This is a genomic window from Streptomyces sp. NPDC023527 (genome assembly GCF_055560115.1).
Genome location: NZ_JBVHJJ010000010.1, coordinates 293,630 through 314,670 on the forward strand (window position 1 = coordinate 293,630; position 21,041 = coordinate 314,670).

At 70.6% G+C, this 21,041-nt stretch carries 23 protein-coding genes and 2 pseudogenes; 10 read left to right on the forward strand and 15 right to left on the reverse strand.

What is annotated here, in order from left to right:
• Positions 1–12 precede the first annotated feature (12 nt).
• A complete protein-coding gene (locus ACZ303_RS21515; protein ID WP_467341300.1) occupies positions 13–669 on the reverse strand; it encodes a LutC/YkgG family protein in 657 nt (218 codons plus the stop codon).
• An 89-nt stretch (positions 670–758) separates the two neighbouring features.
• On the opposite strand from ACZ303_RS21515, the gene ACZ303_RS21520 reads away from it, so the two are divergent.
• Complete coding sequence (locus tag ACZ303_RS21520) at positions 759–1,400, forward strand: transposase domain-containing protein (protein WP_467341302.1); 642 nt, start codon at positions 759–761, stop codon at positions 1,398–1,400.
• A 245-nt stretch (positions 1,401–1,645) separates the two neighbouring features.
• Here the strand turns inward: ACZ303_RS21520 and ACZ303_RS21525 are convergent, their stop codons facing one another.
• Entirely contained in the window at positions 1,646–1,849 is a 204-nt protein-coding gene (locus tag ACZ303_RS21525; RefSeq protein WP_467341304.1) for a hypothetical protein, read from the reverse strand.
• Positions 1,850–2,101: 252 nt separating this feature from the next.
• Here ACZ303_RS21525 and ACZ303_RS21530 point away from each other — a divergent pair, with 252 nt between their 5' ends.
• The 3 genes from ACZ303_RS21530 to ACZ303_RS21540 all read left to right on the forward strand — a co-directional run bounded on the left by ACZ303_RS21530 (position 2,102) and on the right by ACZ303_RS21540 (position 5,007).
• Positions 2,102–2,902, forward strand: a complete 801-nt coding sequence (locus ACZ303_RS21530; RefSeq protein WP_467341306.1) for a MerR family transcriptional regulator — start codon at positions 2,102–2,104, stop codon at positions 2,900–2,902.
• Complete coding sequence (locus ACZ303_RS21535; protein WP_467341309.1) at positions 2,899–4,113, forward strand: glycosyltransferase; 1,215 nt, start codon at positions 2,899–2,901, stop codon at positions 4,111–4,113. The genes ACZ303_RS21530 and ACZ303_RS21535 overlap by 4 nt, the downstream gene beginning before the upstream one ends.
• Positions 4,114–4,257: 144 nt before the next feature.
• Entirely contained in the window at positions 4,258–5,007 is a 750-nt protein-coding gene (locus ACZ303_RS21540; protein WP_467341311.1) for a transposase, read from the forward strand.
• A 210-nt stretch (positions 5,008–5,217) separates the two neighbouring features.
• Here the strand turns inward: ACZ303_RS21540 and ACZ303_RS21545 are convergent, their stop codons facing one another.
• The 4 genes and pseudogenes from ACZ303_RS21545 to ACZ303_RS21560 all read right to left on the reverse strand — a co-directional run bounded on the left by ACZ303_RS21545 (position 5,218) and on the right by ACZ303_RS21560 (position 7,174).
• Positions 5,218–5,454 (reverse strand): hypothetical protein, encoded by a 237-nt coding sequence (locus ACZ303_RS21545; RefSeq protein ID WP_467341413.1) that lies wholly within the window; start codon positions 5,452–5,454, stop codon positions 5,218–5,220.
• On the reverse strand, positions 5,351–5,749 hold the full coding sequence (locus ACZ303_RS21550; protein ID WP_467341313.1) for a recombinase family protein: 399 nt from the start codon (positions 5,747–5,749) through the stop codon (positions 5,351–5,353). The genes ACZ303_RS21545 and ACZ303_RS21550 overlap by 104 nt, the downstream gene beginning before the upstream one ends.
• A gap of 32 nt (positions 5,750–5,781) precedes the next feature.
• Positions 5,782–6,424 (reverse strand): annotated as a pseudogene (locus tag ACZ303_RS21555) (LUD domain-containing protein); the annotation flags it as partial.
• Positions 6,421–7,174 (reverse strand): annotated as a pseudogene (locus ACZ303_RS21560) ((Fe-S)-binding protein). The pseudogenes ACZ303_RS21560 and ACZ303_RS21555, both read right to left, overlap by 4 nt.
• Before the next feature lie 199 nt (positions 7,175–7,373).
• Here ACZ303_RS21560 and ACZ303_RS21565 point away from each other — a divergent pair.
• Positions 7,374–7,796 carry a YjbQ family protein gene (locus ACZ303_RS21565; RefSeq protein WP_467341315.1) on the forward strand — a complete coding sequence of 141 codons (423 nt, stop codon included), beginning with the start codon at positions 7,374–7,376 and terminating at the stop codon, positions 7,794–7,796.
• Between the two features lie 112 nt (positions 7,797–7,908).
• On the opposite strand, the gene ACZ303_RS21570 is transcribed toward ACZ303_RS21565, so the two are convergent.
• The 6 genes from ACZ303_RS21570 to ACZ303_RS21595 form a co-directional block, all read right to left on the reverse strand.
• Complete coding sequence (locus ACZ303_RS21570) at positions 7,909–8,835, reverse strand: D-alanyl-D-alanine carboxypeptidase family protein (RefSeq protein WP_467341317.1); 927 nt, start codon at positions 8,833–8,835, stop codon at positions 7,909–7,911.
• 130 nt (positions 8,836–8,965) lie between these two features.
• Positions 8,966–9,448, reverse strand: coding sequence for an Lrp/AsnC family transcriptional regulator (locus ACZ303_RS21575; RefSeq protein WP_467341319.1), 483 nt, complete (start codon positions 9,446–9,448; stop codon positions 8,966–8,968).
• A 105-nt stretch (positions 9,449–9,553) separates the two neighbouring features.
• Positions 9,554–10,159, reverse strand: a complete 606-nt coding sequence (locus ACZ303_RS21580; protein ID WP_467341321.1) for a polysaccharide deacetylase family protein — start codon at positions 10,157–10,159, stop codon at positions 9,554–9,556.
• Between the two features lie 320 nt (positions 10,160–10,479).
• On the reverse strand, positions 10,480–10,992 hold the full coding sequence (locus ACZ303_RS21585; protein WP_467341323.1) for a VOC family protein: 513 nt from the start codon (positions 10,990–10,992) through the stop codon (positions 10,480–10,482).
• Positions 10,993–11,167: 175 nt separating this feature from the next.
• Positions 11,168–11,560, reverse strand: coding sequence for a peptidase inhibitor family I36 protein (locus ACZ303_RS21590; RefSeq protein ID WP_467341325.1), 393 nt, complete (start codon positions 11,558–11,560; stop codon positions 11,168–11,170).
• A gap of 169 nt (positions 11,561–11,729) precedes the next feature.
• Positions 11,730–13,115 carry a cytochrome P450 gene (locus ACZ303_RS21595; protein WP_467341327.1) on the reverse strand — a complete coding sequence of 462 codons (1,386 nt, stop codon included), beginning with the start codon at positions 13,113–13,115 and terminating at the stop codon, positions 11,730–11,732.
• Between the two features lie 408 nt (positions 13,116–13,523).
• Between ACZ303_RS21595 and ACZ303_RS21600 the strand changes: the two genes are divergently transcribed.
• A complete protein-coding gene (locus ACZ303_RS21600; protein WP_467341329.1) occupies positions 13,524–14,192 on the forward strand; it encodes a dienelactone hydrolase family protein in 669 nt (222 codons plus the stop codon).
• 21 nt (positions 14,193–14,213) lie between these two features.
• Here ACZ303_RS21600 and ACZ303_RS21605 read toward each other — a convergent pair whose 3' ends face one another.
• From ACZ303_RS21605 to ACZ303_RS21615, 3 genes are all read right to left on the reverse strand, one after another.
• Positions 14,214–14,429: a hypothetical protein gene (locus ACZ303_RS21605; RefSeq protein WP_467341331.1), complete on the reverse strand. Its 216-nt coding sequence runs from the start codon at positions 14,427–14,429 to the stop codon at positions 14,214–14,216.
• Positions 14,430–14,550: 121 nt separating this feature from the next.
• Positions 14,551–15,252, reverse strand: coding sequence for a response regulator transcription factor (locus ACZ303_RS21610; RefSeq protein WP_467341333.1), 702 nt, complete (start codon positions 15,250–15,252; stop codon positions 14,551–14,553).
• Positions 15,249–16,490: a sensor histidine kinase gene (locus tag ACZ303_RS21615; RefSeq protein ID WP_467341334.1), complete on the reverse strand. Its 1,242-nt coding sequence runs from the start codon at positions 16,488–16,490 to the stop codon at positions 15,249–15,251. The genes ACZ303_RS21610 and ACZ303_RS21615 overlap by 4 nt, the downstream gene beginning before the upstream one ends.
• A 207-nt stretch (positions 16,491–16,697) precedes the next feature.
• Between ACZ303_RS21615 and ACZ303_RS21620 the strand changes: the two genes are divergently transcribed.
• From ACZ303_RS21620 to ACZ303_RS21635, 4 genes are all read left to right on the forward strand, one after another.
• Entirely contained in the window at positions 16,698–17,474 is a 777-nt protein-coding gene (locus ACZ303_RS21620; protein WP_467341336.1) for a DUF998 domain-containing protein, read from the forward strand.
• Positions 17,475–17,484: 10 nt separating this feature from the next.
• The gene (locus ACZ303_RS21625; protein ID WP_467341339.1) at positions 17,485–18,024 is read left to right on the forward strand and encodes a hypothetical protein; all 540 of its coding nucleotides are present in this window, start codon (positions 17,485–17,487) and stop codon (positions 18,022–18,024) included.
• A gap of 206 nt (positions 18,025–18,230) precedes the next feature.
• The gene (locus ACZ303_RS21630) at positions 18,231–19,739 is read left to right on the forward strand and encodes an FUSC family protein (RefSeq protein ID WP_467341341.1); all 1,509 of its coding nucleotides are present in this window, start codon (positions 18,231–18,233) and stop codon (positions 19,737–19,739) included.
• Positions 19,740–19,863: 124 nt separating this feature from the next.
• Complete coding sequence (locus ACZ303_RS21635; RefSeq protein WP_467341343.1) at positions 19,864–20,946, forward strand: lactonase family protein; 1,083 nt, start codon at positions 19,864–19,866, stop codon at positions 20,944–20,946.
• Positions 20,947–21,041: the final 95 nt, after the last annotated feature.

A 21,041-nucleotide genomic window follows, 5' to 3' on the forward strand; every position in this document is an offset into this window, starting at 1 on the left:
GCCCGGCGCGGCTCACACGGCCCGTGGATCTCCCGCCACGAGGACGACCTCCAAGGTGCGCGGCCCGTGGACGCCCTCGACCCGGTCCAGCTCGATGTCGCTGGTCGCCGACGGACCCGAGATCCAGGTCAGGGGCCGCGTGGCGGTCAGGCGCTCAAGGGCCTGCGGCACCGAGTCCACGACCTGGTCGTCGATCCGCACGACGCACAGGTGATGGTCCGGCACGAGCGAGAGGGCCCGGCGACCCTGGGCCGGACCCGCGTCGAGGATCACCGTGCCGGTCTCGGCGATCGCCAGCGCACAGCCGGTCACGACGCTGTCCACAGCGTCCAGCTCGTGCGGCGTCAGTGCGGGGGCGTCCCGGAGGAGCTCCACCGGAGCGCTCGCGAGCCATGCGCGGGGCAGCCCTTCCGGCATGACGACCCGGCGGGCACGCCGCTCGGCCAGCAGCCCGGTGAGCAGCGCCGGCAGGCCGACCGCGTCCACGCGGTGGACGAGCGCCCGATAGTCCGCGAGGTTATGGGCGAGGAGGTCGACGGACTCGGCGGGCGACCGGTCTCCGTCGGCAGGGCGCGGGTATCCGTCCAGGCGCGGCCGGGCCCCGGCAGCCGCCGGGGGTGGAGCGCACGCGTCCGGGAGAAGAGCCGCTGGCCGTGGCGCAGGGCGCAACCTTACCGGTTCGTTGGTTCGGGCGTATGCTGCCGGACTGATGCTCGGGGGTGGTGCCGGTGGCCGAGAGGGTGTCGGAGTTATCGGGCTTGGGGCTGCTGACCTGGGTGTATCCGCCAGGTCTGGTAGACCGGGTCGTCGCTGCGTGTGGCCGGACCGAGCAGCGCAGACGGCTGCTGCCCGCGCGGCTGGTGGTCTACTTCGTTCTTGGTCTGGCGTTGTTCTCGCCGGCGCCGTATCTGGAGGTGCTGCGGCACCTGACCGGGGGCTTGCGCGGTGCTGGGATGCTGAGGCCGTGGCGGATTCCGGCGAAGTCTTCACTGTTCAGGGCCCGGGACCGGCTGGGGCCGGAACCGTTGCGGGTGCTGTTCGCTACCAGTGCGGGGCCTTTGGGTGACGAGAGGACGCCGGGAACGTTCTGGCGGGGCCTGCGGCTGGTCGCGGTGGACAGCACCTGCTGGGACGTGGCGGACACGGCCGTGAACGAGGCAGCCTTTGGCCGGCCCGGCAATACCTGTGGCCTGGACAAGGCAGCGTTTCCGCAGGTGAGGATGGCCGCGCTGGCCGAGTGCGGCACGCATGCGGTGCTGGAAACACACCCTGAGCAGCTCTTTCACCATCCGCCATACCGAGAAGGGCTACCGTCCACCCCGCTGTCGTCGGTGTGTATGGGGTCGCGCAGCGGGCGCAGGCCGGGTTCCTGGGGGGGCGACGGCCCGGAGACGGAGTGATCAGGCGGCCTGTGCCAGGTAGTACGGGTTGACGTCGCGGCGGGTAGCGGTCTGGGCCTTGCGGCGGGTGAGGAGCCTGGCCATGAGCGTGAGCGGTGGCTGAGGCCGGATGCCCGGGCCCCGGACGGCTGGGCGCCGCCTGCGCGGCCGACACCGTGCGCCGAACGCGGCTGGCCGCTGAGAATGGGCGGGTTCGGGGTGTCCGGATGCGGTCCGGATTCGGGTCCGGACCGCATCCGCCGAGGTCAGTCCTCGTCGATGTACGCGCCGAGTCGCCCGGGGCCGATGTCCTCGGTGTGGCCCCAGGAGTAGTGCACGGTCACGCGCCCCAAGTCGTCCTCCTCGTGCGGCGGGTCGATGGCGAGCACGGTGACGGGGAGGTTGTGGTCGACGAGGACGGCCCCGCCGATGGGGATCTCGCCGGTGTTGCAACTGATCAGCGTGGGCATGGCGTTGCTCCTCGCGGTTGGGCGCCCGCCATCTACCACGGCAGCCTCCCCGAGCGCCACGGCCTCTACATCGCCCAGCACTGCCTGTGCGGACCCGGCTTCGGCAATTGACGTCATGTGGTTGCAGTGGGCGGGACGGAAGATCCTCCAGGACTTGAGGTGGGCAAGGCCGCGCTCCGAGGCCCAGCGAGCGGGAGTTGACCCTCCCCTTACGTCAGGCTTGAGGCTGTGTACCGACGAAAGGGCAGGTAGATGAGCTACTCCGTGGGGCAGGTCTCGGCCTTCGCCGGGGTGACGGTGCGGACACTGCATCACTACGACAAGGCGGGGCTGCTCTCGCCCAGTGACCGCAGCCACGCCGGATACCGGCTCTACAGTGAGGCTGACCTGGTCCGTCTCCAGCAGATCCTCTTTTACCGTGAGCTCGGCTTCCCTCTCAACGAGATCGCTGCGATCTTCAAGGATCCGCAGGTGAGCCCCTTGGAGCGGCTCCGTGCCCGGCAGCGGCAGCTGAGTGAGGAGATCGCCAGGCTGCAGCGGCTGGCCGAGGTGGCGGAACGGGCGATGGAGGTCCAGAAGACCGGGCTGTCCCTGACTCCTCAGGAACGCTTCGAGGTCTTCGGTGAGATCACCTTCGACCTGAGCTATGCCACCGAGGCAGAACTGAAGTGGGCGCACTCGGATGGACAGCGCGAGGCGATGGCGCGCGCGGCTGCTCACACCAAAGAGGATTGGCGTCAGCTCATGGGCGAGGCCGCCGCCTGGCGCGCGGAGCTGCTCGCGGCCTTCGACGAGGGGGAGCCGAGCAACGGCGAGCGGGCCATGGACCTCGCCGAGGAGCACCGCTTGCACATCTCACGATGGTTCACCTCCTGCCCGCCCGACATGCACCGGCGCATCGCGGACGACTTCGTCGCCGACCCGCGCGCATTCGCTCTGGTCATACCGCCATCGCAGCAACGCCCGGGCCTGGCCGCCTATACGCGCAAGTCGGTTCACGCCAACGCGGCCCGCCACGCAGGTGGCCGTACCGATTCCGAGGAGGAACAATGAGGATCCTGATCGCCGCAGCCGGATCGCGCGGCGACGTCGCGCCCTACACGGGTCTGGGCGCCGAACTGTGCCGGGCCGGATACGACGTTACCCTCGCCACCACAGACACCTTCGCACCCCTCGTACGCGACGCAGGGCTGGATTTTCGCAGCCTCCCCGCCGACACACGGGTGCATGGCAGCGTCACAGGCAAACGTGAACTTATGCGCACTGCTGCCGCGTTCATTACCGAACTGGGTCAGGGCTTCGCCGACGTGATGGACGATGGCACGGACCTGCTCCTGCTGTCGACCACCACGGCTCCGCTCGGCTGGCACCTCACCGAGGCCACGGGCACACCGAGCCTCGGCGTGTACCTCCAACCCACCGCACCGACCGGCGACGTCCCGCCCGTCGTCACAGGCTCCCGCTCACTGGGCCGTCTCGCCAACCGAGCCACCGGACGCTTCGCACTGCGCATGGCCGACCGCGTCTACGAACAGGCCGTCGCAAAGCTGCGCCGCCGCCTCCAGCTGCCCCCGGCCTCACCTTCCGAGATGCGTCGACGACAGGAACAGGCGAACTGGCCCATCTTGCACGGCTTCAGCACGGCCCTGGTGCCTCGTCCCTCCGACTGGCGCTCTGGCCTGGAGGTCGTGGGCAACTGGTGGCCCCACCATGAGGCGGCCGAACGGCTGCCTACTGATCTGGAGGACTTCCTGCGTGCCGGACCCCGACCCGTCCTCATCGGCTTCGGAAGCATGGCGGCCGGTGACGGGGAGCGGCTGAGCGAGATCGCTGTGCAAGCCCTGCGCCGCGCCGGGCTGCGCGGCATCCTCCAAGCCGGCAGTGCCGGGCTTGCCGCCGACGGGAACGACGTGCTCACGATCGGGGACGTACCGCACGCCTTGCTGTTTCCACGGCTGGCTGCGGTGGTCCACCATGGCGGGGCCGGCACCTTGGCCGCCGCGTTGCGTGCTGGAGTGCCCGCGGTCACCGTACCGGTGACCGCGGACCAGCCGTTCTGGGCGGGGCGACTTGCCGCCATCGGCGCCGCCACCGACCCGATCCCCTTCCGATCCCTCACCGCCGAACGACTTGCCGACTCACTTCACCAAGTAGTGAAGCAGCAGGCACACAGTCGAGCCGCCGCAAAAGCGGCGCAACATCTGATGACCGAGAACGGAGCGGGTCAGGCGCTCAAGGCCATCCAGCAGCTGACCGACGGATGACGCCAATCCGTTCCTCGTCCTCGTTACTGCGCTTCTTCAGTCTGGGCACCGATCGGATGACGGCTGAGGGCGCGTATCAGGCCAGGCACCCGGATTGTTGATGGAGATGTCTGACGTCTCAACCAAGCAGTCCTGGAGACCTCGTTGGTCACCTACCCTGCCGCACTCGACGTGCCGCATGCGCTCGTGGAGTGGGTCACGATGCTCATCGTCACCCGCGAGGGGGACCGGCGCTGCAAGCTGCGCCCGTCTCAACGCGCGATGGTGGTGCTCGTGTACTTACGTGAGCACAGCACGTTGGCGCAGATCGCCGCAGGTTTCGGGATCAGCGAGTCCACCGCCCACGTCTACACCACCGCGGTCACCGGCCTGCTCGCCGAGCGCGCTCCGGGCCTGCTCAAGACACTGCGTGAAGCCGACCCGGACTTCGTCCTGCTGGACGGCGCCTTCGCCGAGTGCGACCGCGTCGGTGACGGGCGGGCGGACTACTCGGCCAAACACCGCCGCCACGGCGTGAACGTGCAGGTAGTCACCGATCCTGGCGGCCGGCTGCTGTGGCTTTCCCCCGCGCTGCCGGGTCGCGCCCATGACCTGACCGACGCCCGTACCCACCGGATCATCCGTATCTGCGAACGCCAGGGCATCCCCATCCTGGCCGACCTCGCTTACCAGGGAGGAGGTCCCTGGGTCACCACCGGCGTCAAGCGCCGACCGCACTGCGACCTCACCCCCACCCAGCAGACCGCGAACCGGGCGTTGGCCCGGACCCGCGCCCCGGTCGAGCGCGGCGTTGCCCGCCTCAAGCCCTGGCGGATCTTCCGCCACGCCCGCTGCAGCCCGAACCGCATGACATCAATTGCCAAAGCCGTACTCACCCTGGAGCGGCACTGCTGAAGAACCTCAGTGAGGGGGCCCTGGGGCGATTGGGGCCGCGAGCCGAAGGCGACGGCGGTCAGGTGGCGGGTGTGCCGTAGCCCTCGTGGTGGTGGTCGATGAAGTAGTCACGGCAGGCGCTCCTCGGCGTACTGGAGGAGCCCCGCGGGGTGGAGGTGTCGGGCCTCTGGTCCACGGTCGTGCTACGTGCGATAGAGCGGTCTCGCGACGTCAGTAATCGGGAGGGATGGCGTGAGCGACACGATGCGGTTGACCGCCTCGGGGATGATCAAGGCGTCCATGGGGATGGTCGACGTTGTCATGAAGGGTGCTCGCGACACTGCGATCGCTCTGGGCAGCGAACTCACCAAGCAGAAAGGGATGGCCGGCGACGATGACGCCGGCGGCGGCCTCCACCTCGCGGTGTCCGGGGACCCGTGCATCCACCGGCTCGGAGACGTGGCTCACGCTCTCGACGCTTCCCAGGCGCGACGATGCGGCACTTGCCAGCCTCGACGCCCTCCAGCAGCGCTTCGAAGTCCATTCGCACTCTCTTGGCGTGCCGTGACGCGGACCGGTCGACGTCCTTATCGAAGACACCCACGATCGGCCACTGGTGCTTCTCACACAACTCGCGGCCTTCAGCCAGCTGGTCTTTGACGCTTCGTCCCTTCTTCTTTGGGTCTCGACTGGCGCGGCCGTAGAGGTAGGCGTCAAACGGGCCTGCATACACGAGATGCAAGAACTCAGGCACGATGGGCACAGCTGAAGCTAGCGCCAGAACTACCCCTGAGGGAAGTTCTCACCGGAGACACCGACCTTGGCGCGCAGGAACTTCTCCCGTAGGTGCTGCCGCGCGGCCTCGGCCAGATCGGCGGGCCGGTCGGTCAGCCCCTCGGAGGCCGGGCGCCCCCAGTCCGCCATGCGCTCGCGGAAGATATCGCGGATCTCGCCGCGGTTGCGGTGGATCGCGGATACGAGGATGTGCGACGGGAGGTCGTCGCCGAGCTGCACGATCGGCGAGGTCGGTCTCGTACGCGCGGAGCCCCGCCTCGGCGAGGGCCTCGTTGAGCCCGATCTCCTGCGTGGCCATCGACTTGACCTTGACCACTTCGTTCTCGCCGGTGGCCCGGACCAATCCGGTGACGATGCGATGGGCCTCCGCCGCGTCCGCCGCCCAGTGGACCGTGCCTCCGGCGCGGGTCACGGCCTCCTCGAGTCGTACGAGGTAGTGGTCGAGATGGCGCAGCGTACGGTCCTTGATCGCGGCTCCGGCGGCGCGCAGTCGTGCCCAGTCGTCCAGTTCGGCGACGGCTTGTGCGCGCTTGGCACGGATGGTGTGGGTGGCGTGGCGGAGGTTGGCGCGCAGTCGGCTGTCTTTCGTGGAGACATCGGCGGAGCGAGGAAAGGCCGGCATGCCCATGTAGGTGGCGCTCATAGGACGCTGCCCTTCTCGCTGGCGAGGATTTCCGCGATATGCAGGGGACGCACGGTGGAGCCTCTGTGGGCCATGACGCCGCCGATATGCATGAGACAGGAGTTGTCGACGGCGCAGACGGTGTCGGCGCCGGTCCTGGTGATGGCGTGGGCCTTGTCGGCGCCCATCGCGGCGGAGACGGCGGGGTTCTTGAGGGCGAAGGTGCCGCCGAAGCCGCAGCACTCCTCCGCGCCCGCCGGCTCCCGGAGTACGAGCCCTTCGACCTGCTCCAACAGCCGCCGGGGGCGGTCGGCGAGGCGCAGCACTCGTAGCCCGTGGCAGGTGGGGTGGTAAGTGACCGTGTGCGGGAAGTAGGCACCGACGTCCGTCACGCCCAGGATGTCGACGAGAAACTCGGTGAGCTCATACGTCTTGGGCACCGCGCTCGCGGCCGCATCGGAGAGGCCCTCGTCCCCGCCCCTCCGCAGCCGCCCGGGCCGCGATGCGAGGGTAGTTGTCGCGCACCATGGCGGCGCAGGAGCCGGAGGGGGTGACGATGTGGTCGTAGTCGCGGAAGGCGGCGGCGTAGCGGCGCACCAGGGGCTCGGTCTGGTGGCGGTAGCCGGTGTTGAACATGGGCTGCCCGCAGCAGCTCTGCGCCATCGGGAAGCCGACCCGCACCCCGAGCCGTTCCAGCAGGGTGACGACGGCCTGCCCCGTACGCGGGTAGAGCGTGCCATTGACGCAGGTCACGAACAGCCCGACGCGCATGCCTCTCCTCACGGCCCGCCTGCCTCGGTGCCACGGCTCCGGCGCGCGTGAGCCGACACGACCGTGATCACCTGGTCCGCTCATACTGCCGCAGCGACCGGCACGTGTGAAGAACCGATCCGCTCGGGGGCCGGTTCGACGGAGGTCCCGGTCGTGGCGTAGCTGCCATGAGCACCGGTCCGGCGGTTACGGTGAAGCAATGGCTGACACCTTCACCACCCGTACGATCAACATCCCGACGGGCTCCGCCGAGACGGTTTACGACCTGACGGACGCGTGCTCCGCCTTCCTCCGGGAGAACGCCGATGGGCGGGACGGCCTGCTCAACGTCTTCACTCCCCACGCGACAGCCGGCCTGGCCGTGATCGAAACCGGTTCGGGCAGCGACGACGACCTCCTGGCCGCGCTCCAGGATCTGCTCCCGCCCGACGACCGGTGGCGCCACCGCCACGGCAGCCCCGGCCACGGCCGGGACCACGTGCTCCCGGCACTGGTGCCGCCGCACGCCACACTGCCCGTGATGGGCGGCGAACTGCAGTTGGGGACCTGGCAGTCGGTCGTACTCGTGGACACCAATGTGGACAATCCCGACCGAGTCGTCAGGCTGTCGTTCCTCGGCTGAAGCCGAAAAGGCACGAGGCCCCCACGGAGATCTTCCCTGAGGGCCTCGCACTGGCCGTGCTGTGCCGCGCCTGCCATGCTCGGCCCGGTCGGCCCGGCCCCGCGGTGGCGCGTCAGTCCCGCTGCGCCGATTCCGGCAGCTGACGCAGCTTCACGTTCGTCTTCGTCCGGTAAGCCCAGTCCAGCATCTTCGCGGCGTCCGGATAGCGGTTGGTGGCGTCGTTGAGGATGACGCCCACCACGGTCCGGCCGTCGCGCTGGGCGGCGAACACCAGGCACGGTCCGGCCTGGGTGCCGGTGCCCGTCTTGATGCCGATCGCGCCCTTGTACGAGCCGAGCAGCTTGTTCGTGTTGTCCCAGTAGTACGTGCGGTTGACGTTCGCCGCCTTCTGCCGGGTGCTGGTCGCCTTGACGACCGTGCTGAACGTGCTGTTCGCGATCGCGTGCCGGGCGAGCTGCGCCGCGTCGCGCGGTGTGGTGTAGTTCGCCCCGGCCCGCGATATGCCGTCGAAGGAGTCGTACTTGGTGTTCTTCATGCCGAGTTCCGACGCCTTCTTGTTCATCTTCGCGATGAACGACGTCGTGCGCGCCGCCTCGGTCTTGCCGCTGCCGAACGTGTCGGCGAGCGCGTACGCGGCGTCGCACCCGGAGGGCAGCATCAGGCCGTACAGCAGCTGCCGTACGGTCAGCTTGTCGCCCGTCCGCAGGTCAGCCGTGCTCGCGCCGTTCCGCGCCACGTAGTCGCGGTAGGACTGCTTGATGGTGACCTGCTTGTTCAGGTCGACGCCTCGGCTGTCCAGGACCACGACCGCGGTCATGATCTTGGTGGTGCTGGCCATCTGCCGCTTGGTGTCGGCGTCCTTGGCCCACAGCTGGCGATTCGTCTTGCCATCGAGCAGGAACGCCCCCTTCGCGGTGACGGCCGGAAGGCTGCTTGCGGCCCCCGCGGTCGTCGCCGGGAGCGCGACGGCGACCGCCGCGGTCGACGCGATCACGGCCGCGCTCCACCGACGGGCCGGCCTTCCCCCACATCTGTCCATCTATGCCTCTGTTCCTTGCGTGTTGAGTCGAGCGTCCAGATAATCGCACCCGCTCCGGCGTCCGGAAAATCGGGGGGCTGATCGGTTACCGCCGGTCAGCCACTGCACTCGGGACACAAAACGTCACGGATCACAGGTTTCGCTGAGCCGCCCGCCCCACCGAGTCCACCAACGGCACCATCCGGTACGGAACCCGCTCGCGCAGGACCACTTCTGTGCGGGTGCGCACCACGCCCGGAAGCTGGACCAACAGCTGGATCACGTCCTCCAGGTGTCCCGCGTCCCGGGCGACGACGCGCGCCATCATGTCGCCGCCTCCGGTGATGGAGAACGCCTCGATGATCTCGGGCACCTCGGCCAGCGCGGTGGCCACCGTGTCCAGGTGGCCCTGGGTGACCTCGATATGAACGAACGACAGCACCGGATGGCCGAGCGCGGCGGGCGACAGCCGCGGCCCCGTCCCCGTGATCACGCCCTCGCGCTCCAGCCGGTCGAGCCGCGCCTGGAGCGTGCCGCGCGCGATGCCCAGCACGCGCGCGTACTCGCGCACGCTCGTACGCGGCTGCTCCAGCAGCAGTCGGAGGATCTTCGCGTCCAGCGCGTCCACGGCCATGAGCCACCGGCCTCCTTGGTCGACGTTCCCTCCGCGAAACTGTACCAATGGCTCATAAAACTGGGTTGTCATTGAGCCAATGGGGCGAACTTCGATCCTTCCGCTTCAGCCGTTGAGGAGGGTACTCAGGTCGGTGATCCGGTACCCGCGGGCGTGGACGGCCTCGATGATCCGGGGGAGAGACTGGACGTCGAGGACAGGCCCATGACCCGCAGGGGTGCCGATGTGCATCTGCACGATCTCTCCCGGAGCCAGGGCGTCCATGGCCCGGTCGACGGCCTTTCGGACCGTCATGCCGCCGTCGGTGCCGAGATAGCCGTTGGTGTCGGCGGTGAACTCGATGTCCGCGAAGCCCAGTGCGTTGACTTCCGCGATGCCCCGCGGGGTGGTGGCGCTGTAGGGGAAACGGAAGAACGGCAGCGGCACCACCCCGGTCGCCCGACGGATGGCCCGGTCCGCCCGCAGGACCTCCCGCGCCGCCGCCCCCGTGGTGAGGTCGCCGAACCGCGGATGGCTGTAGGAGTGGTTGCCGATCCCGTGCTCGGCCGCCATCGCCCGAGCGACTTCCGGGTGCTTCTCGGCGAACTGCCCGGTCAGGAAGAACGTGGCCGGTGCCTTGTGCCGGCGCAGCACCCGCAAGGCCGTGGCCACCCCGGCCTCGTCCCACGCGGCGTTGAACGTCAGCGCGACGACCCGCCGCGAAGTGGGCATCCGCCGGTTCTCCGAACCGAAGAGCCTCCTCACCGGGCCCGGATCCGTAGCCTGGGGCGCGGCTGGCGGAGCCGGCCGGCGATCGGCCACGGGGCTCGTGACGGCAGCGCGCGACGGGGCACGGCAGCTCGCTGGGGGAGCGGCCGTGCCCAGGGCGATGGCGGCGGCGGTGAGGACGGCCCCCAGGCGTCGGATCCCCAGGCATCGGGTCCCCCGGCATCGGGTCCCCCGGCATCGGACCGACAGGCGTTGGAAAGGGTTCATACCCGGCCAACGCGCCCCGCCGCGAAGTGACACGATCGGGCCGATGCGCCTACCGGCTACAGGTCGCCGCGGGCAGCGGCGTCGCGGGCTCCGTCGGTGAAGAAGTCGGCGCCCTGGATGTACTCCATCGCCTTGATGAACTCCGGTTCACCGAGACGTCGTTCCATCTCCTGCGGGCTCAGGTCCTCGACGCGGGTCTGGATCCACCACAGGTTGCCCAGCGGATCGCGCACCCGTCCGACACGGTCACCGAAGAACAGGTGGGTCATCTCGCTGACGGACGTGCCGCCGGCCGCTACGGCCTGACGGTGCACGGCGTCGGCATCCTCGACGTACAGCCGCAGGAATCCGGGGGTGGGCGGCCACTCCGGCCTCGCGTCGAACATCATCACCACCGAGTCGCCGATGCGTACTTCGGCGTGCCCGACGCTTCCGTCCTCCGCCGTGAGGCACGCGAGCTCCTCGGCGTCGAAGGCCCGCTTCACGTAGTCGATGAGCCGGACCGTGTCGCGAGAGATGATCCACGGCGTCACCGTGGTGTAGCCCTGGGGGACAGGCTTGACGGTCATCCGAGCGCCTCCTGGGACGAGTGCGTTGACCTGACCGCACGCTAACCGCCCTCTAGGTCAAGGCCCGTCCTAGATGCCCGTCCGTCATTGCCGGACAGCCCCTGCCTCGATCAAGGCCTCAAGGAAGCCCTCAAGGCAGGCAGGAGCTCTCCGGCGAAATGCCGCCCGCCCTGGGTCAGGTCGTCCGGATGTACTGGACGCCTTCGCCCATGTCGGCGTTGTCCGACAGGGGGGTGAGGTGAAGCGGGGTCTGGGAGAGGGTGGTGCTGTGCGGAACGAGGCACAGCGGGTCGTTGTAGCCCAGCACGACCGTACGCTCGGTGCGGTTCTTCATCGACCTGGCCGTCATCCGGCGTTCCGGCGCGTCCTGGGACGGCTTGACGATCCGCGTGCACTCGATGAGCGCCGACTTGTACACCGTCTTCTCACCCTGGAAGCCAGGTTCCGACCAGAAACAGATGTTGCCTGCGGTGCATTCGCTGTTGCCCACCCCGCCGGCGATCGCCGGGCTGCCGAGGCCGAACACCCCGGCGGCCGCCAGGACCAGGCCGATGGCAGACGAAGTCATACGCTGAAGCATCAGTTCTCCCACGTGTTTACACGGGCCTCACCACCTGGGCGAGGCCGGTCGTCCGGGTCGGACGACCCGTTGCGAATACGCTTAACGGATGGACTGTCTGTAGGACACGAGGGTGAGATGAGCCGCTGACGGCACCTGCGGCAGGTCGGGACAAATCTCAGCCCGCCGTCGGTGTTCGCTCCGAGAGCCGCAGGAGCAGTCGGCGTGGGCGGTGGACGGCCGACAGGGGTGCCGGGCGGATGTCCGTGCCTGGTGCGCATTCCAGCCGCCATCGTTGCGCGATGGTCACGAGGGCCAGCGTGGTCTCGGCGATCGCGTAGGAGTCGCCGACGCACCGGCGGGCACCACCGCCGAAGCCGGTGAAGTCGCCCCGGGGCGGCCCACCCAGGTGGCCCGCCGGCCAGCGGGCGGGGCGGAAATCCGTGGGGCGGGGGTAGACGACCGGGTTGTGATGGATGACCGGGGGGCTGATGACGAAGGTGGTGCCGGGCGGCAGATAGCGGCCGGCCAGGTTCACCGGCCGGGTGGTGACCCGGGTGACCAGCCACGCGGGAGGGTACAGGCGCAGCGTCTCACTGATCACCCGGCCTGCCTGAGGCAGCCCGGCCAGGTCACGGTAGGTCGGCGGCCGGCCGGCGAGGACGATGTCGATCTCGTCGTGGAGTTCCCGTGCCACCCGCGGGTTGCGGGTCAGGACGTACAGCGCCCAGGCGAGGGTCGCGGCGACGCTCTCCGAGCCGCCGAGGAGCATGGTGATGACCTGGTCGTGGAGTTCCGCGTCGCTCAACGCGGTTTCGTCGTCCCGGGCGGCGATCAGCGTCGACAGCAGGTCCTCCCGGCTCTCCAGGGCCTGGCTCCCCCGCGCCCCGGTTTCCCGGTCTCCGCACGCGCGCAGGTAACCGGCGACGAGGTGGTCGACCGAGCCGTGCAGGTCGGCCAGGGCCCGCTCGTAGCGGCGGTTCGCGGGCAGCGGGAGGCGCTGTACGGCGTCGGGGACGAAGATCCGCCGGAACAGGCCGCCGAGTGCGGTCTGGAACGAGCGCTGGAGCCGCTCCACGTCGCCCTCCTCCACCCACGAAGCGAACAGAGTACGGGTGACGGTCCGCAGCGCGAGCCCGAACATGGCGGGGAACGCGTCCACCACCTGGCCCTCCTGCCAGGACGCGGTGAGCCGGGCCGACTCGTCGGTCATCACCTCGGCGTATCGCTCGACGCGGGCCCGCTGGAACGCCGGCTGTACGAGCCGGCGCTGCCGTCGGTGGTCCCGGTGCGGACAGCTGCCCAGGCCGTTCCCGACGAGGTCCCGCAGTCGGGTGAAGAGCGGACCGCCCTTGTCGTAGGTGCGGTCGTCGGCGAGGATCCGGCGCAACAGCTCGGGATGACAGGGCACATGGGCCGGCACGCGCCCCAGGCGGATCTCCACGAGATCGCCGTACGCGGGGAGCGAGCCGAGGAAGGGGATGGGCCGGCGCAGCAGCGGCCAGGCGTGACCGACGAGTGGAAGGGCTCCTGGGGCGATTCCGGCGGCGTACATGACGGGCATGGGGGATCCCTCGGACGGGGCGGGTCGGCCGGCGGCGGCGCGAGTGGTGCGCGGGGGGTGGCGCGGTACAGAAGTACGGAACGGCGGCGGACGCGTGAGGACGCAGGGAACGCGCCGCTAGGTTTTCCGCCATTCCGAGCGACCAAACTCGGGATTCTCCCGATTTCTCCCACTCGTTACCTTCGGCGGGCCCGGGCCGCGCCCTCCGTGCTCGCCGAGGGCGATGCGCGGGTGCTCGCCGTACGTACCTCACGCCCGTCCCGGCGTCCGGGAGCCAAGCCCCTGCCGCCTCTCCGCGCCGCCGCCGGATGGCGGCGCGTGGTCCGGTGCGGTAGACCGGACAGGGATCTCCGACGGCCCGCCGGTCTGCCTCGGAGCGTGACGGACACCCGGAGGGAGACGGTGGCGGTGATCCGAGAGGTGGTCGCGATTCCTGCCGGTGACTCCTCCATCGAGGGTGACCTGGTGGTCCCTCCGCACCCCCGAGGGGTGGTGCTGTTCGCCCACGGCAGTGGCAGTTCGCGGCACAGTCCCCGCAACAGGACGGTGGCGGCGGCCCTCCAGGAAGCGGGCTTGGCCACGTTGCTGCTGGATCTCCTGACGGCCCAGGAGGAACAGGTCGATGTGGTGACCGCCCAGCACCGCTTCGACATCGGCCTGCTGGGACGGCGCCTGGTGGCGGCCATCGACTGGCTGGGCGAGCACCCGGCCACGGGGGAGGTGCCGCTCGGTCTGTTCGGTGCGAGTACGGGAGCGGCGGCCGCGCTGGTGGCGGCCGCCGAGCGGCCCGCTCGCGTGCGGTCCGTCGTGTCCCGCGGTGGCCGGCCCGATCTGGCGGCGGACGCGCTGAGCGGGGTGCGGGCCCCGGTGCTGCTGATCGTGGGCGGCGACGACACGGAGGTGCTGCGGATGAACCGGGACGCGGCCGAACTGCTGCACGCGCCCCACCGGCTGCATGTGGTGCCCGGTGCCACGCACCTGTTCGAGGAGCCCGGCGCGCTGGAGGAAGTCACCCGGGCGGCGGGTGAGTGGTTCCTCCGGCCGGAAGGTCACGGGCGCCAGGAGGGCGGGCGGTGACCTCGGCGGCCGACAGGGAAATCAGCTGCCCCGACCCGTCTGCCCCCGCGGGGCGGACCGGGCCGTCCGGCCCGTGAGCTGGGCCCATTCGGGGTCGTAGTGACCGGGCACGAGCCGCCCCGCGGCCTTCCAGTCGGCGGCCAGCGCGGCGAAGATCGGAGCGTCCCCCGTCGGCCGCCCGGCCGCGCCACCGGGACGGACGGGTGACGGCACCACGATCGTCGTCAACCTCTTCATACCGGACTTAACGCCTGTCGGAACGCGGAAGTCACCCGACGGCGGAAGACGGCGGATTCCTGACGCCGATTCCTGGCCCCGACTTGCCCCTGTGAGCGTCCCCGACCACGCCCCCGAGGCGCTACCAGCCGCTCGCCGCCTGGCCGAGCAGCCCCGCTTCGTAGGCCAGGACGACCGCCTGAGTGCGGTTGTTCGCGTCCAACTTGGTCAGCACATTGCCCACATGCGTCTTGACGGTCTCCAGGCTCACCCACAGCTCCGTGGCCACCTCCTGGTTGGACCGCCCCTTCGCCATGAGCCGCAGGATCTCGGTCTCGCGGCCCGTGAGCGCGGCGGCCCTTCCCGCGGCGGCTTCCCGCCGTACGGGCGGCCGGCCGGCGGCCAGTCGGCGGACGGCGTCCGGGAACAGCACGGAGTCACCGGTGGCCACCAGCCGGATGGCGTGCGCGATCTGCTGGGACGGCGCCCGCTTGCGGATGAACCCACTGGCGCCGACGCGCAGGGCGTCATAGACGTGTTCGTCGTTCTCGAATGTGGTGATCACAATGACCTTCGGCGGGTCATGCAGGGCGGATCGCAGCCGCCGCGTCGCCTCGATGCCGTCCACATCCGGCATCCGCACGTCCATCAACACGACCTGCGGGCGCAGCCGCTCGACCAGGGGGAGCACCTCCGCGCCGTCGGCGGCCTCGCCGACGACATCGAGGTCGGGCTTGGCCGACAGCAGGGCCCGCAGTCCGGTACGCGTGAGCTCCTCGTCGTCGACGACGAGGACGGATATCGGCGGGTCGGGAGCCAAGGGCGGACCGCTGCGGGCGTTCATGGCGCCGACCGTAGCGGAAACCGTGCCACCAACCGCCAGTGCGGGCCACCGTCCCCGTCCGTACGCCCCGCGGACACCTCGCCGCGCAGCAGCCGCACCCGCTCGGTGATTCCGGTCAGCCCGTGGCCGCGTTCCCGGCCGGGACGGAAGGGCACCGTGGCGACGAGCGGGTTGATGAGCACGACCTCCAGCAGGCCGTCCCGCACGGCCACCCGCAGACTGATCCCCGCCGTCCCGCCGTGCCGCAGCGCGTTGGTGAAGCCCTCCTGGACGATCCGGTACGCCTCGCACGACACGGTCGCCGGTACGCGGGTGAGGTCGCCGGAGGTCTCGACGCGCAATGCGGCGCCGGCCTGCCGTACCCGCTCCGTCAAGGGGGCGAGATCGGCGAGGGTGCGCCGCGGTGCGGTGGGCGACCGTCCTTCCCGCAGAACGCCCAGCACGTGGTCGAGGTCGTCCATCGCGGCGCGGGACGTCTCCTCGATGCTGCTGAGGGCGCGCCGGGCCGCCTCAGGGTCGCTGACCATCAGTTCCCCGGCGACAGCGGCCTGAATGGTCGACGCCGTCAGGGTGTGCCCTATCGAGTCGTGCAACTCCTGGGCCAGCCGGTTGCGCTGGGCCAGCAGGTCCAGCCGCTTCTCCGCGGCGGCCAGCCGTTCGGCGGGTCGATGGCCGAGGAGGAACAGGGCGAGCGGGCGCAGGAGCGCCGCGCCACCGAGCGCGACGTAGCCGGCCAGCGCCGGAGCTCCGGCGGCGACGAGCACGACCCACAGGCCCCGCCGGCCCGGCTCCACTCCGACGGCCGAGCCCGGAATCGTCACCGAGCCGCCACCGCTCAGCCAGACGGACACGAAGATGACGGCCGCGAAGACCGACAGGCAGGTCGCCGCGACCGTCACCCCGCCGACCGCCATGTGGACGGCCAGGTACGCCGACGTCCGGAGCCGGTTCACCCAAGGGGACGCGGGCGGTTCCAGCGGGGCGGGAAGGTCCGCGTCCAGCAGCCGATCGGCCAGCCGTACACATCCCCGGCGCGCCGCACGAGGGAAGCCCATGGCCGCCGGCACCGCGCACAGCGCGAGGCCGAAACCCACGACGCGTGGCGCCGCAGGCCAGTTCGGAGGTGACGCGAGGAGTGCCACCGCAAGCGTCGGAAGGCTGATGGCCGCGCCGAGGGACGCGTAGGCCCAACTCCGGTAGGCCGCCCTGCCGAAGGGCGGCCGAATCTTTGTGCTCACGGCCCGCACGGTACCCGCGGGCCGTACGGTGCACCTCCCCCGAAAGAGCCAGTACGGGCTCCCGCGAAGGGGGGCACGGATTTCCCCCGGCGCAGCGATGCGCGGGCAACCCTCCGGCTGCGAACGTCACTCGAAGGGAAAACGGCTCGTTCGCGGCCCCCGGAATCCCTGGAAGACCCGGGGGCCCGGCAATTCTGGAAGGCAATCGTGAGATCGAAATCCGTGTCGAACCCCGACACCCGTCCCTCCGAGGCCGCGAGGATCGGTGCCGTCGTATGGATCGCGGCCGTCGTGCAATTCCTCGTCGTCCAGCTGATCGTGGAGTCCGCCTGGCGCACGCCCTACAGCTGGGCGCGCAACAACATCAGCGATCTGGGCAACGTCCGCTGCGGTATGTGGGACGACTCCCGCCCTCGGTATGTGTGCTCACCGCTGCACGACGTCATGAACACCTCGTTCGTCGTCCACGGTGCTCTGCTGCTCGTCGGCGTACTGCTGACCGGCGCCTGCTGGGGTCGTGGGTGGCTCGCGGGAAGCGCCCGGATCCTGGGTGTCGTGTCCTCCGGTGGGTGGGTCCTGGTCGGCTTCGTCCCCGCGGACGTCGACGAGAACGTTCATGTCCTGGGGGCGCTCCTCATCATGGGCCTGGGGAACCTCGGAATCGTCTGCGCCGGATTCGTCCCAAGGGCTTCCCTGTTCGGCACACTGCGCCCGATGACCCTCTCCATAGCGGCCGCCGCGGTGGTGGCGACGGCGATGTTCTTCGGTCAGTACGACCTCGGTTTCGGCCTGGGCGGCCTGGAAAGGATCGCGGCCTTCGCGCTGGACGCGTGGACGTTGGTCATGGCCTGCGCCGTGATCCGCCGCCACGGCAGGTGTTCCGCGCCCGGATCCGGGGCAGGGAACGTCGTACCCGCTCCTACCGGCCGTGTGCCCGGGGCGCGGGAGTCGTCCGGGAGCTCGACCTTTGCCGACCGAAGGTGAGGACCGTCTCGTGCTGTACGCATTCGGCTTCGAACGCATCGGCGTCGTGGTGAGCGACCTCTATTTCGTCGATCCCCGGCCCGAACCGGGCCAGGAGGGCCCGGAACGGGGAGTCCGCCTGGAGCTGCGGCTCCTCGAACCGGGTGACCTCAAAGGGTCCATCTACTCCGCGCGGCCCATCGCCGTCGACCGGCCGCTCTGGCGTGCCGACCTGCTGGAGTCCGTGGCCGGTCCGTACGGGAGCTTCGACCGGACGCACCACCACCCGCGCTTCCGGGAGTGGGAGCCGGGCAGGCGCGTCTTCGTCGAGGAGCTGTCGGCGAACCCCGTGCGTTGGGTGGCGGATCGGCTCTCCGATCTCGAGGGGATGCTCAAAGAGGCGGGAGTGGCCCAGGAGGAGGTCGGACCGACCGACGCGGCAAGCCTGCGTGATGCCGTCCCGCAGATCGTGGACGCCATCGAGCGGCTGCTGGACGGCATCCGCGCGGGCGAGCTCGGCAGGCCGCCCGGCAGCGAGCCGGTCGCCGACGCCCGGGTGAGTTGGCTCTGACCTGCTTCCTTGATGGACCGTTCTTGATCATTAGGTGCCATTGGCCCTCTTGTGGCACAGTCGGCGCTCGTGCCGCTGGGCCAATGGCTCAGTAGTTTTCGCCACTCTTGAGCCAACAGTCGAAGAGATGGTGTGATGGTGGCGTCGATGGCGCTGCGGATCCCGCGGCGCCTTTTTCATGCCGGGATTCAGGAGGACGGTAGGCAGTGCTGAAGAGGACGTTCGTGGCGCCCGATCCGGGCCGGGTCAGACTGCGGACCGCGGCCCGCGCCGTCATGGGCGTGGCCTTCGCGGTCACGGTCGTGGAGCTGTCCGGCCTGCCACTGACCGCCTCCATCACCGGCGGGCTCGCGGCGCTGCTCGCGCTGTTCACGGTCGCCGACGGGACCGTGCGACGCCAGGTGATCACCACCGCGCTGCTGCCGGCCGTCGGCTTCCCCGTGCTCGCGCTGGCGGCGGCGCTGCACGGGCTGCCACTGGTACGCGACGGAGCCTTCCTCGCCGTCGTCTTCTGCGGGGTGTACGCCCGCCGCTGGGGCCCGCGCGGCAACGCGCTCGGCATCTTCGGCTTCATGATGTTCTTCGCGACGCAGTTCCTGCACGCCGTGCCCGCTCAGCTGCCGCATCTGTACGCGGCCGTGATCATGGCCCTCGCGGCCGCCGGCCTCGTCCGCTTCGGGATCTGGTGCATCGAGCGGCGCACCCCACCGCCCGCCGGCCCGGCACCCACGGCCGCCCGCGGCCTCGCGCGCGTCACCACCCGGCAGGCGTTCCAGGCGGCCTTCGCCTGCGGCCTGGCGCTCGCCGTCGGCCAACTGGTCTCCGACGAGCGCTGGTACTGGGCGGTCGGTACCGCCTGGTGGATCTTCGTCAACACCGCCTCGCGCGGCGAGACCCTGGTCCGGGGGTTCCGGCGGGTCATCGGCACGATGATCGGCATCGCAACCGGCGTGGTCGTGGCCATCCCGCTGCACGGGGCCGCCGTGCCCACCGCGGCCCTCGTCGCGGCGTGCGTCTTCGGGATCTTCTACTCGGCCGCCGTCTCGTACACGTGGATGATGTTCGCGGTGACGGTGATGGCCGGGCTCCTCTACGGGCTGCTGGGGGTCCTGGACGCGGACCTGCTCGTCCTCCGCCTGGCGCAGACCGGCGTCGGTGCGGTCGGTGCGGCCCTGGCCGTACTCGTCGTGCTGCCCGTGACCACCCACGCCGCCACCGACGGATGGATCCAGCGGGCCCTGCGCTGCGTCCACACCTGTGCCGCCGAGGCCGCCGCACGGCTCGCCGGCTCGGAGACCGCCGACCCCGCCCCCCGGGTCGCCGAACTGGAACTGCTGCTCGGCAGGGTGCGGCTCTCGCTCGCCCCGCTCGTCCACCCGCTGAGCCCCCTGCGCACCCGCAAGGAGAAGGCTCGCCGCGTGCTCGCCCTCCTGGACGACTGCGCCCGGGAGGTGCGGGGGCTGGCGTCCATCGCCGCGGACCCGGTGGCCTCGCACGACGACCGCCTCGCCGCCGCCTGCTGGCGCGTGGAGACCGCTGTGGAGGCGCTCACCACGCCGGGGAAGGCGCGCGACGCGGCGGCCGCCGTCGCGGCCGTCCCGCACGCGCCGGTGTCCGAAGCCGCGCTCGCCCACCTGCACGGCCTGGAGAGGGCGCTGGCCGAGCTGGCCGTTCCCCTGCACAGCACCCGGCCCTCGCCCCTGGTCGGGGCCTGACCTGCGGCACGGGCGCACGGAGAAGTCGTACGCCCGACGCGGGACCTCGCCGAAAGCGCCGGCATCCGCACTGTCGGTGTCGGCGTGTAGCGTCTGAGTCACAGCGTTCGGCGGGGAGGGCGGCATGGTGGTCAGCAGCGCACAGCAAGGGCGACGCGGGCGTTACGCGTACATCGGATCCTTCACGGAGGCGGGCGGCCAAGGGCTGACCGTCGCCGAGGTCGACCCGGACACCGGCGGGCTCACGCCGGTGCGTTCCACCGCCGCCGTGGTGAACCCCTCCTTCCTCGCGCTCTCGCCCGGCGGCGACGTCCTCTACGCGGTGAGCGAGACCGACGAGGGCGCGGCGGCGGCCTTCTCGCTCGCCGATCCCGCGCGGCCCGAACCGCTCGGCCCGCCCGTGCCGGTGCGCGGCGACGGACCCACCCACCTCGTCTTCGTCGGTACGCACCTGTTCACCGCCAACTACGGTTCGGGCAGCGTCAGCGCCCTGCCGGTCCGTACGGGCGGCGGCCTCGGCGCGCCCTCGGTGGTCCTCCCGCACCGAGGAGCGGGACCGGTGACCGACCGGCAGGACGGACCGCACGCCCATGCCGTCGTGCCCGACCCCTCCGGGCGCTGGCTGCTCGCCGTGGACCTCGGCACCGACTCGGTGTGGACATACGCCCTCGATCCGGTGACCGGCCTGCCCCGCCCGCACCACGAGACACCGCTACGGCCCGGTACGGGCCCCCGGCATCTCGCCTTCCACCCCGGTGGCGAGCGCGCCTACGTCCTCAACGAGCTGGATTCCACGGTCACCGTTTGCCGCTGGAACGCCGCGGAAGGGTCTCTGGAGCCGCTCCGCGAGACGCGGGTCGTGCCGGCGGGGACGGCGAGCCCCAACTACCCGTCGGAGGTCGTGGTCTCCGCCGACGGGCGGTTCCTGTGGGTCGCCAACCGGGGCCACGACAGCGTCACCACCCTCGCCGTCGACCCATCCGGCGACAGCCTGGAGCTCCGCGCCGCCGTCGGCTGCGGCGGTCACTGGCCCCGCGATCTGACGGCCCACCCCTCGGGGAGTCACCTGTACGCGGCCAATGAGCGTTCCGGTGATGTCACCTGGTTCACGGTCGACCAGGTCACGGGCATACCGCGGCCCACGGGCTCGCTCCGGCTGCCCGCCGCGTCCTGCGTGATCCTCTCCGGGACGGTCCGGGCCCTCTAGTCGGCCCTGGGCGGCCGGAGGCGCCGAGAGGCCGCCTGCGACGGTCCGAAACGGCCGGAGGGGCCCCCGCGCTGCGGGAGCCCCTCTCCGGACGA

Excerpts from the sequence above, each read along its gene's own strand:
- ACZ303_RS21530 (WP_467341306.1), top strand. The coding sequence starts at position 2,102 with ATGAGCTACTCCGTGGGGCAGGTCTCGGCCTTCGCCGGGGTGACGGTG.
- ACZ303_RS21610 (WP_467341333.1), bottom strand. The coding sequence starts at position 15,252 with ATGAACGCCCGCAGCGGTCCGCCCTTGGCTCCCGACCCGCCGATATCC.
- ACZ303_RS21565 (WP_467341315.1), top strand. The coding sequence starts at position 7,374 with ATGGCTGACACCTTCACCACCCGTACGATCAACATCCCGACGGGCTCC.
- ACZ303_RS21570 (WP_467341317.1), bottom strand. The coding sequence starts at position 8,835 with ATGGACAGATGTGGGGGAAGGCCGGCCCGTCGGTGGAGCGCGGCCGTG.
- ACZ303_RS21605 (WP_467341331.1), bottom strand. The coding sequence starts at position 14,429 with ATGAAGAGGTTGACGACGATCGTGGTGCCGTCACCCGTCCGTCCCGGT.
- ACZ303_RS21535 (WP_467341309.1), top strand. The coding sequence starts at position 2,899 with ATGAGGATCCTGATCGCCGCAGCCGGATCGCGCGGCGACGTCGCGCCC.
- ACZ303_RS21575 (WP_467341319.1), bottom strand. The coding sequence starts at position 9,448 with ATGGCCGTGGACGCGCTGGACGCGAAGATCCTCCGACTGCTGCTGGAG.
- ACZ303_RS21635 (WP_467341343.1), top strand. The coding sequence starts at position 19,864 with ATGGTGGTCAGCAGCGCACAGCAAGGGCGACGCGGGCGTTACGCGTAC.
- ACZ303_RS21590 (WP_467341325.1), bottom strand. The coding sequence starts at position 11,560 with ATGACTTCGTCTGCCATCGGCCTGGTCCTGGCGGCCGCCGGGGTGTTC.
- ACZ303_RS21595 (WP_467341327.1), bottom strand. The coding sequence starts at position 13,115 with ATGCCCGTCATGTACGCCGCCGGAATCGCCCCAGGAGCCCTTCCACTC.
- ACZ303_RS21525 (WP_467341304.1), bottom strand. The coding sequence starts at position 1,849 with ATGCCCACGCTGATCAGTTGCAACACCGGCGAGATCCCCATCGGCGGG.
- ACZ303_RS21580 (WP_467341321.1), bottom strand. The coding sequence starts at position 10,159 with ATGCCCACTTCGCGGCGGGTCGTCGCGCTGACGTTCAACGCCGCGTGG.
- ACZ303_RS21585 (WP_467341323.1), bottom strand. The coding sequence starts at position 10,992 with ATGACCGTCAAGCCTGTCCCCCAGGGCTACACCACGGTGACGCCGTGG.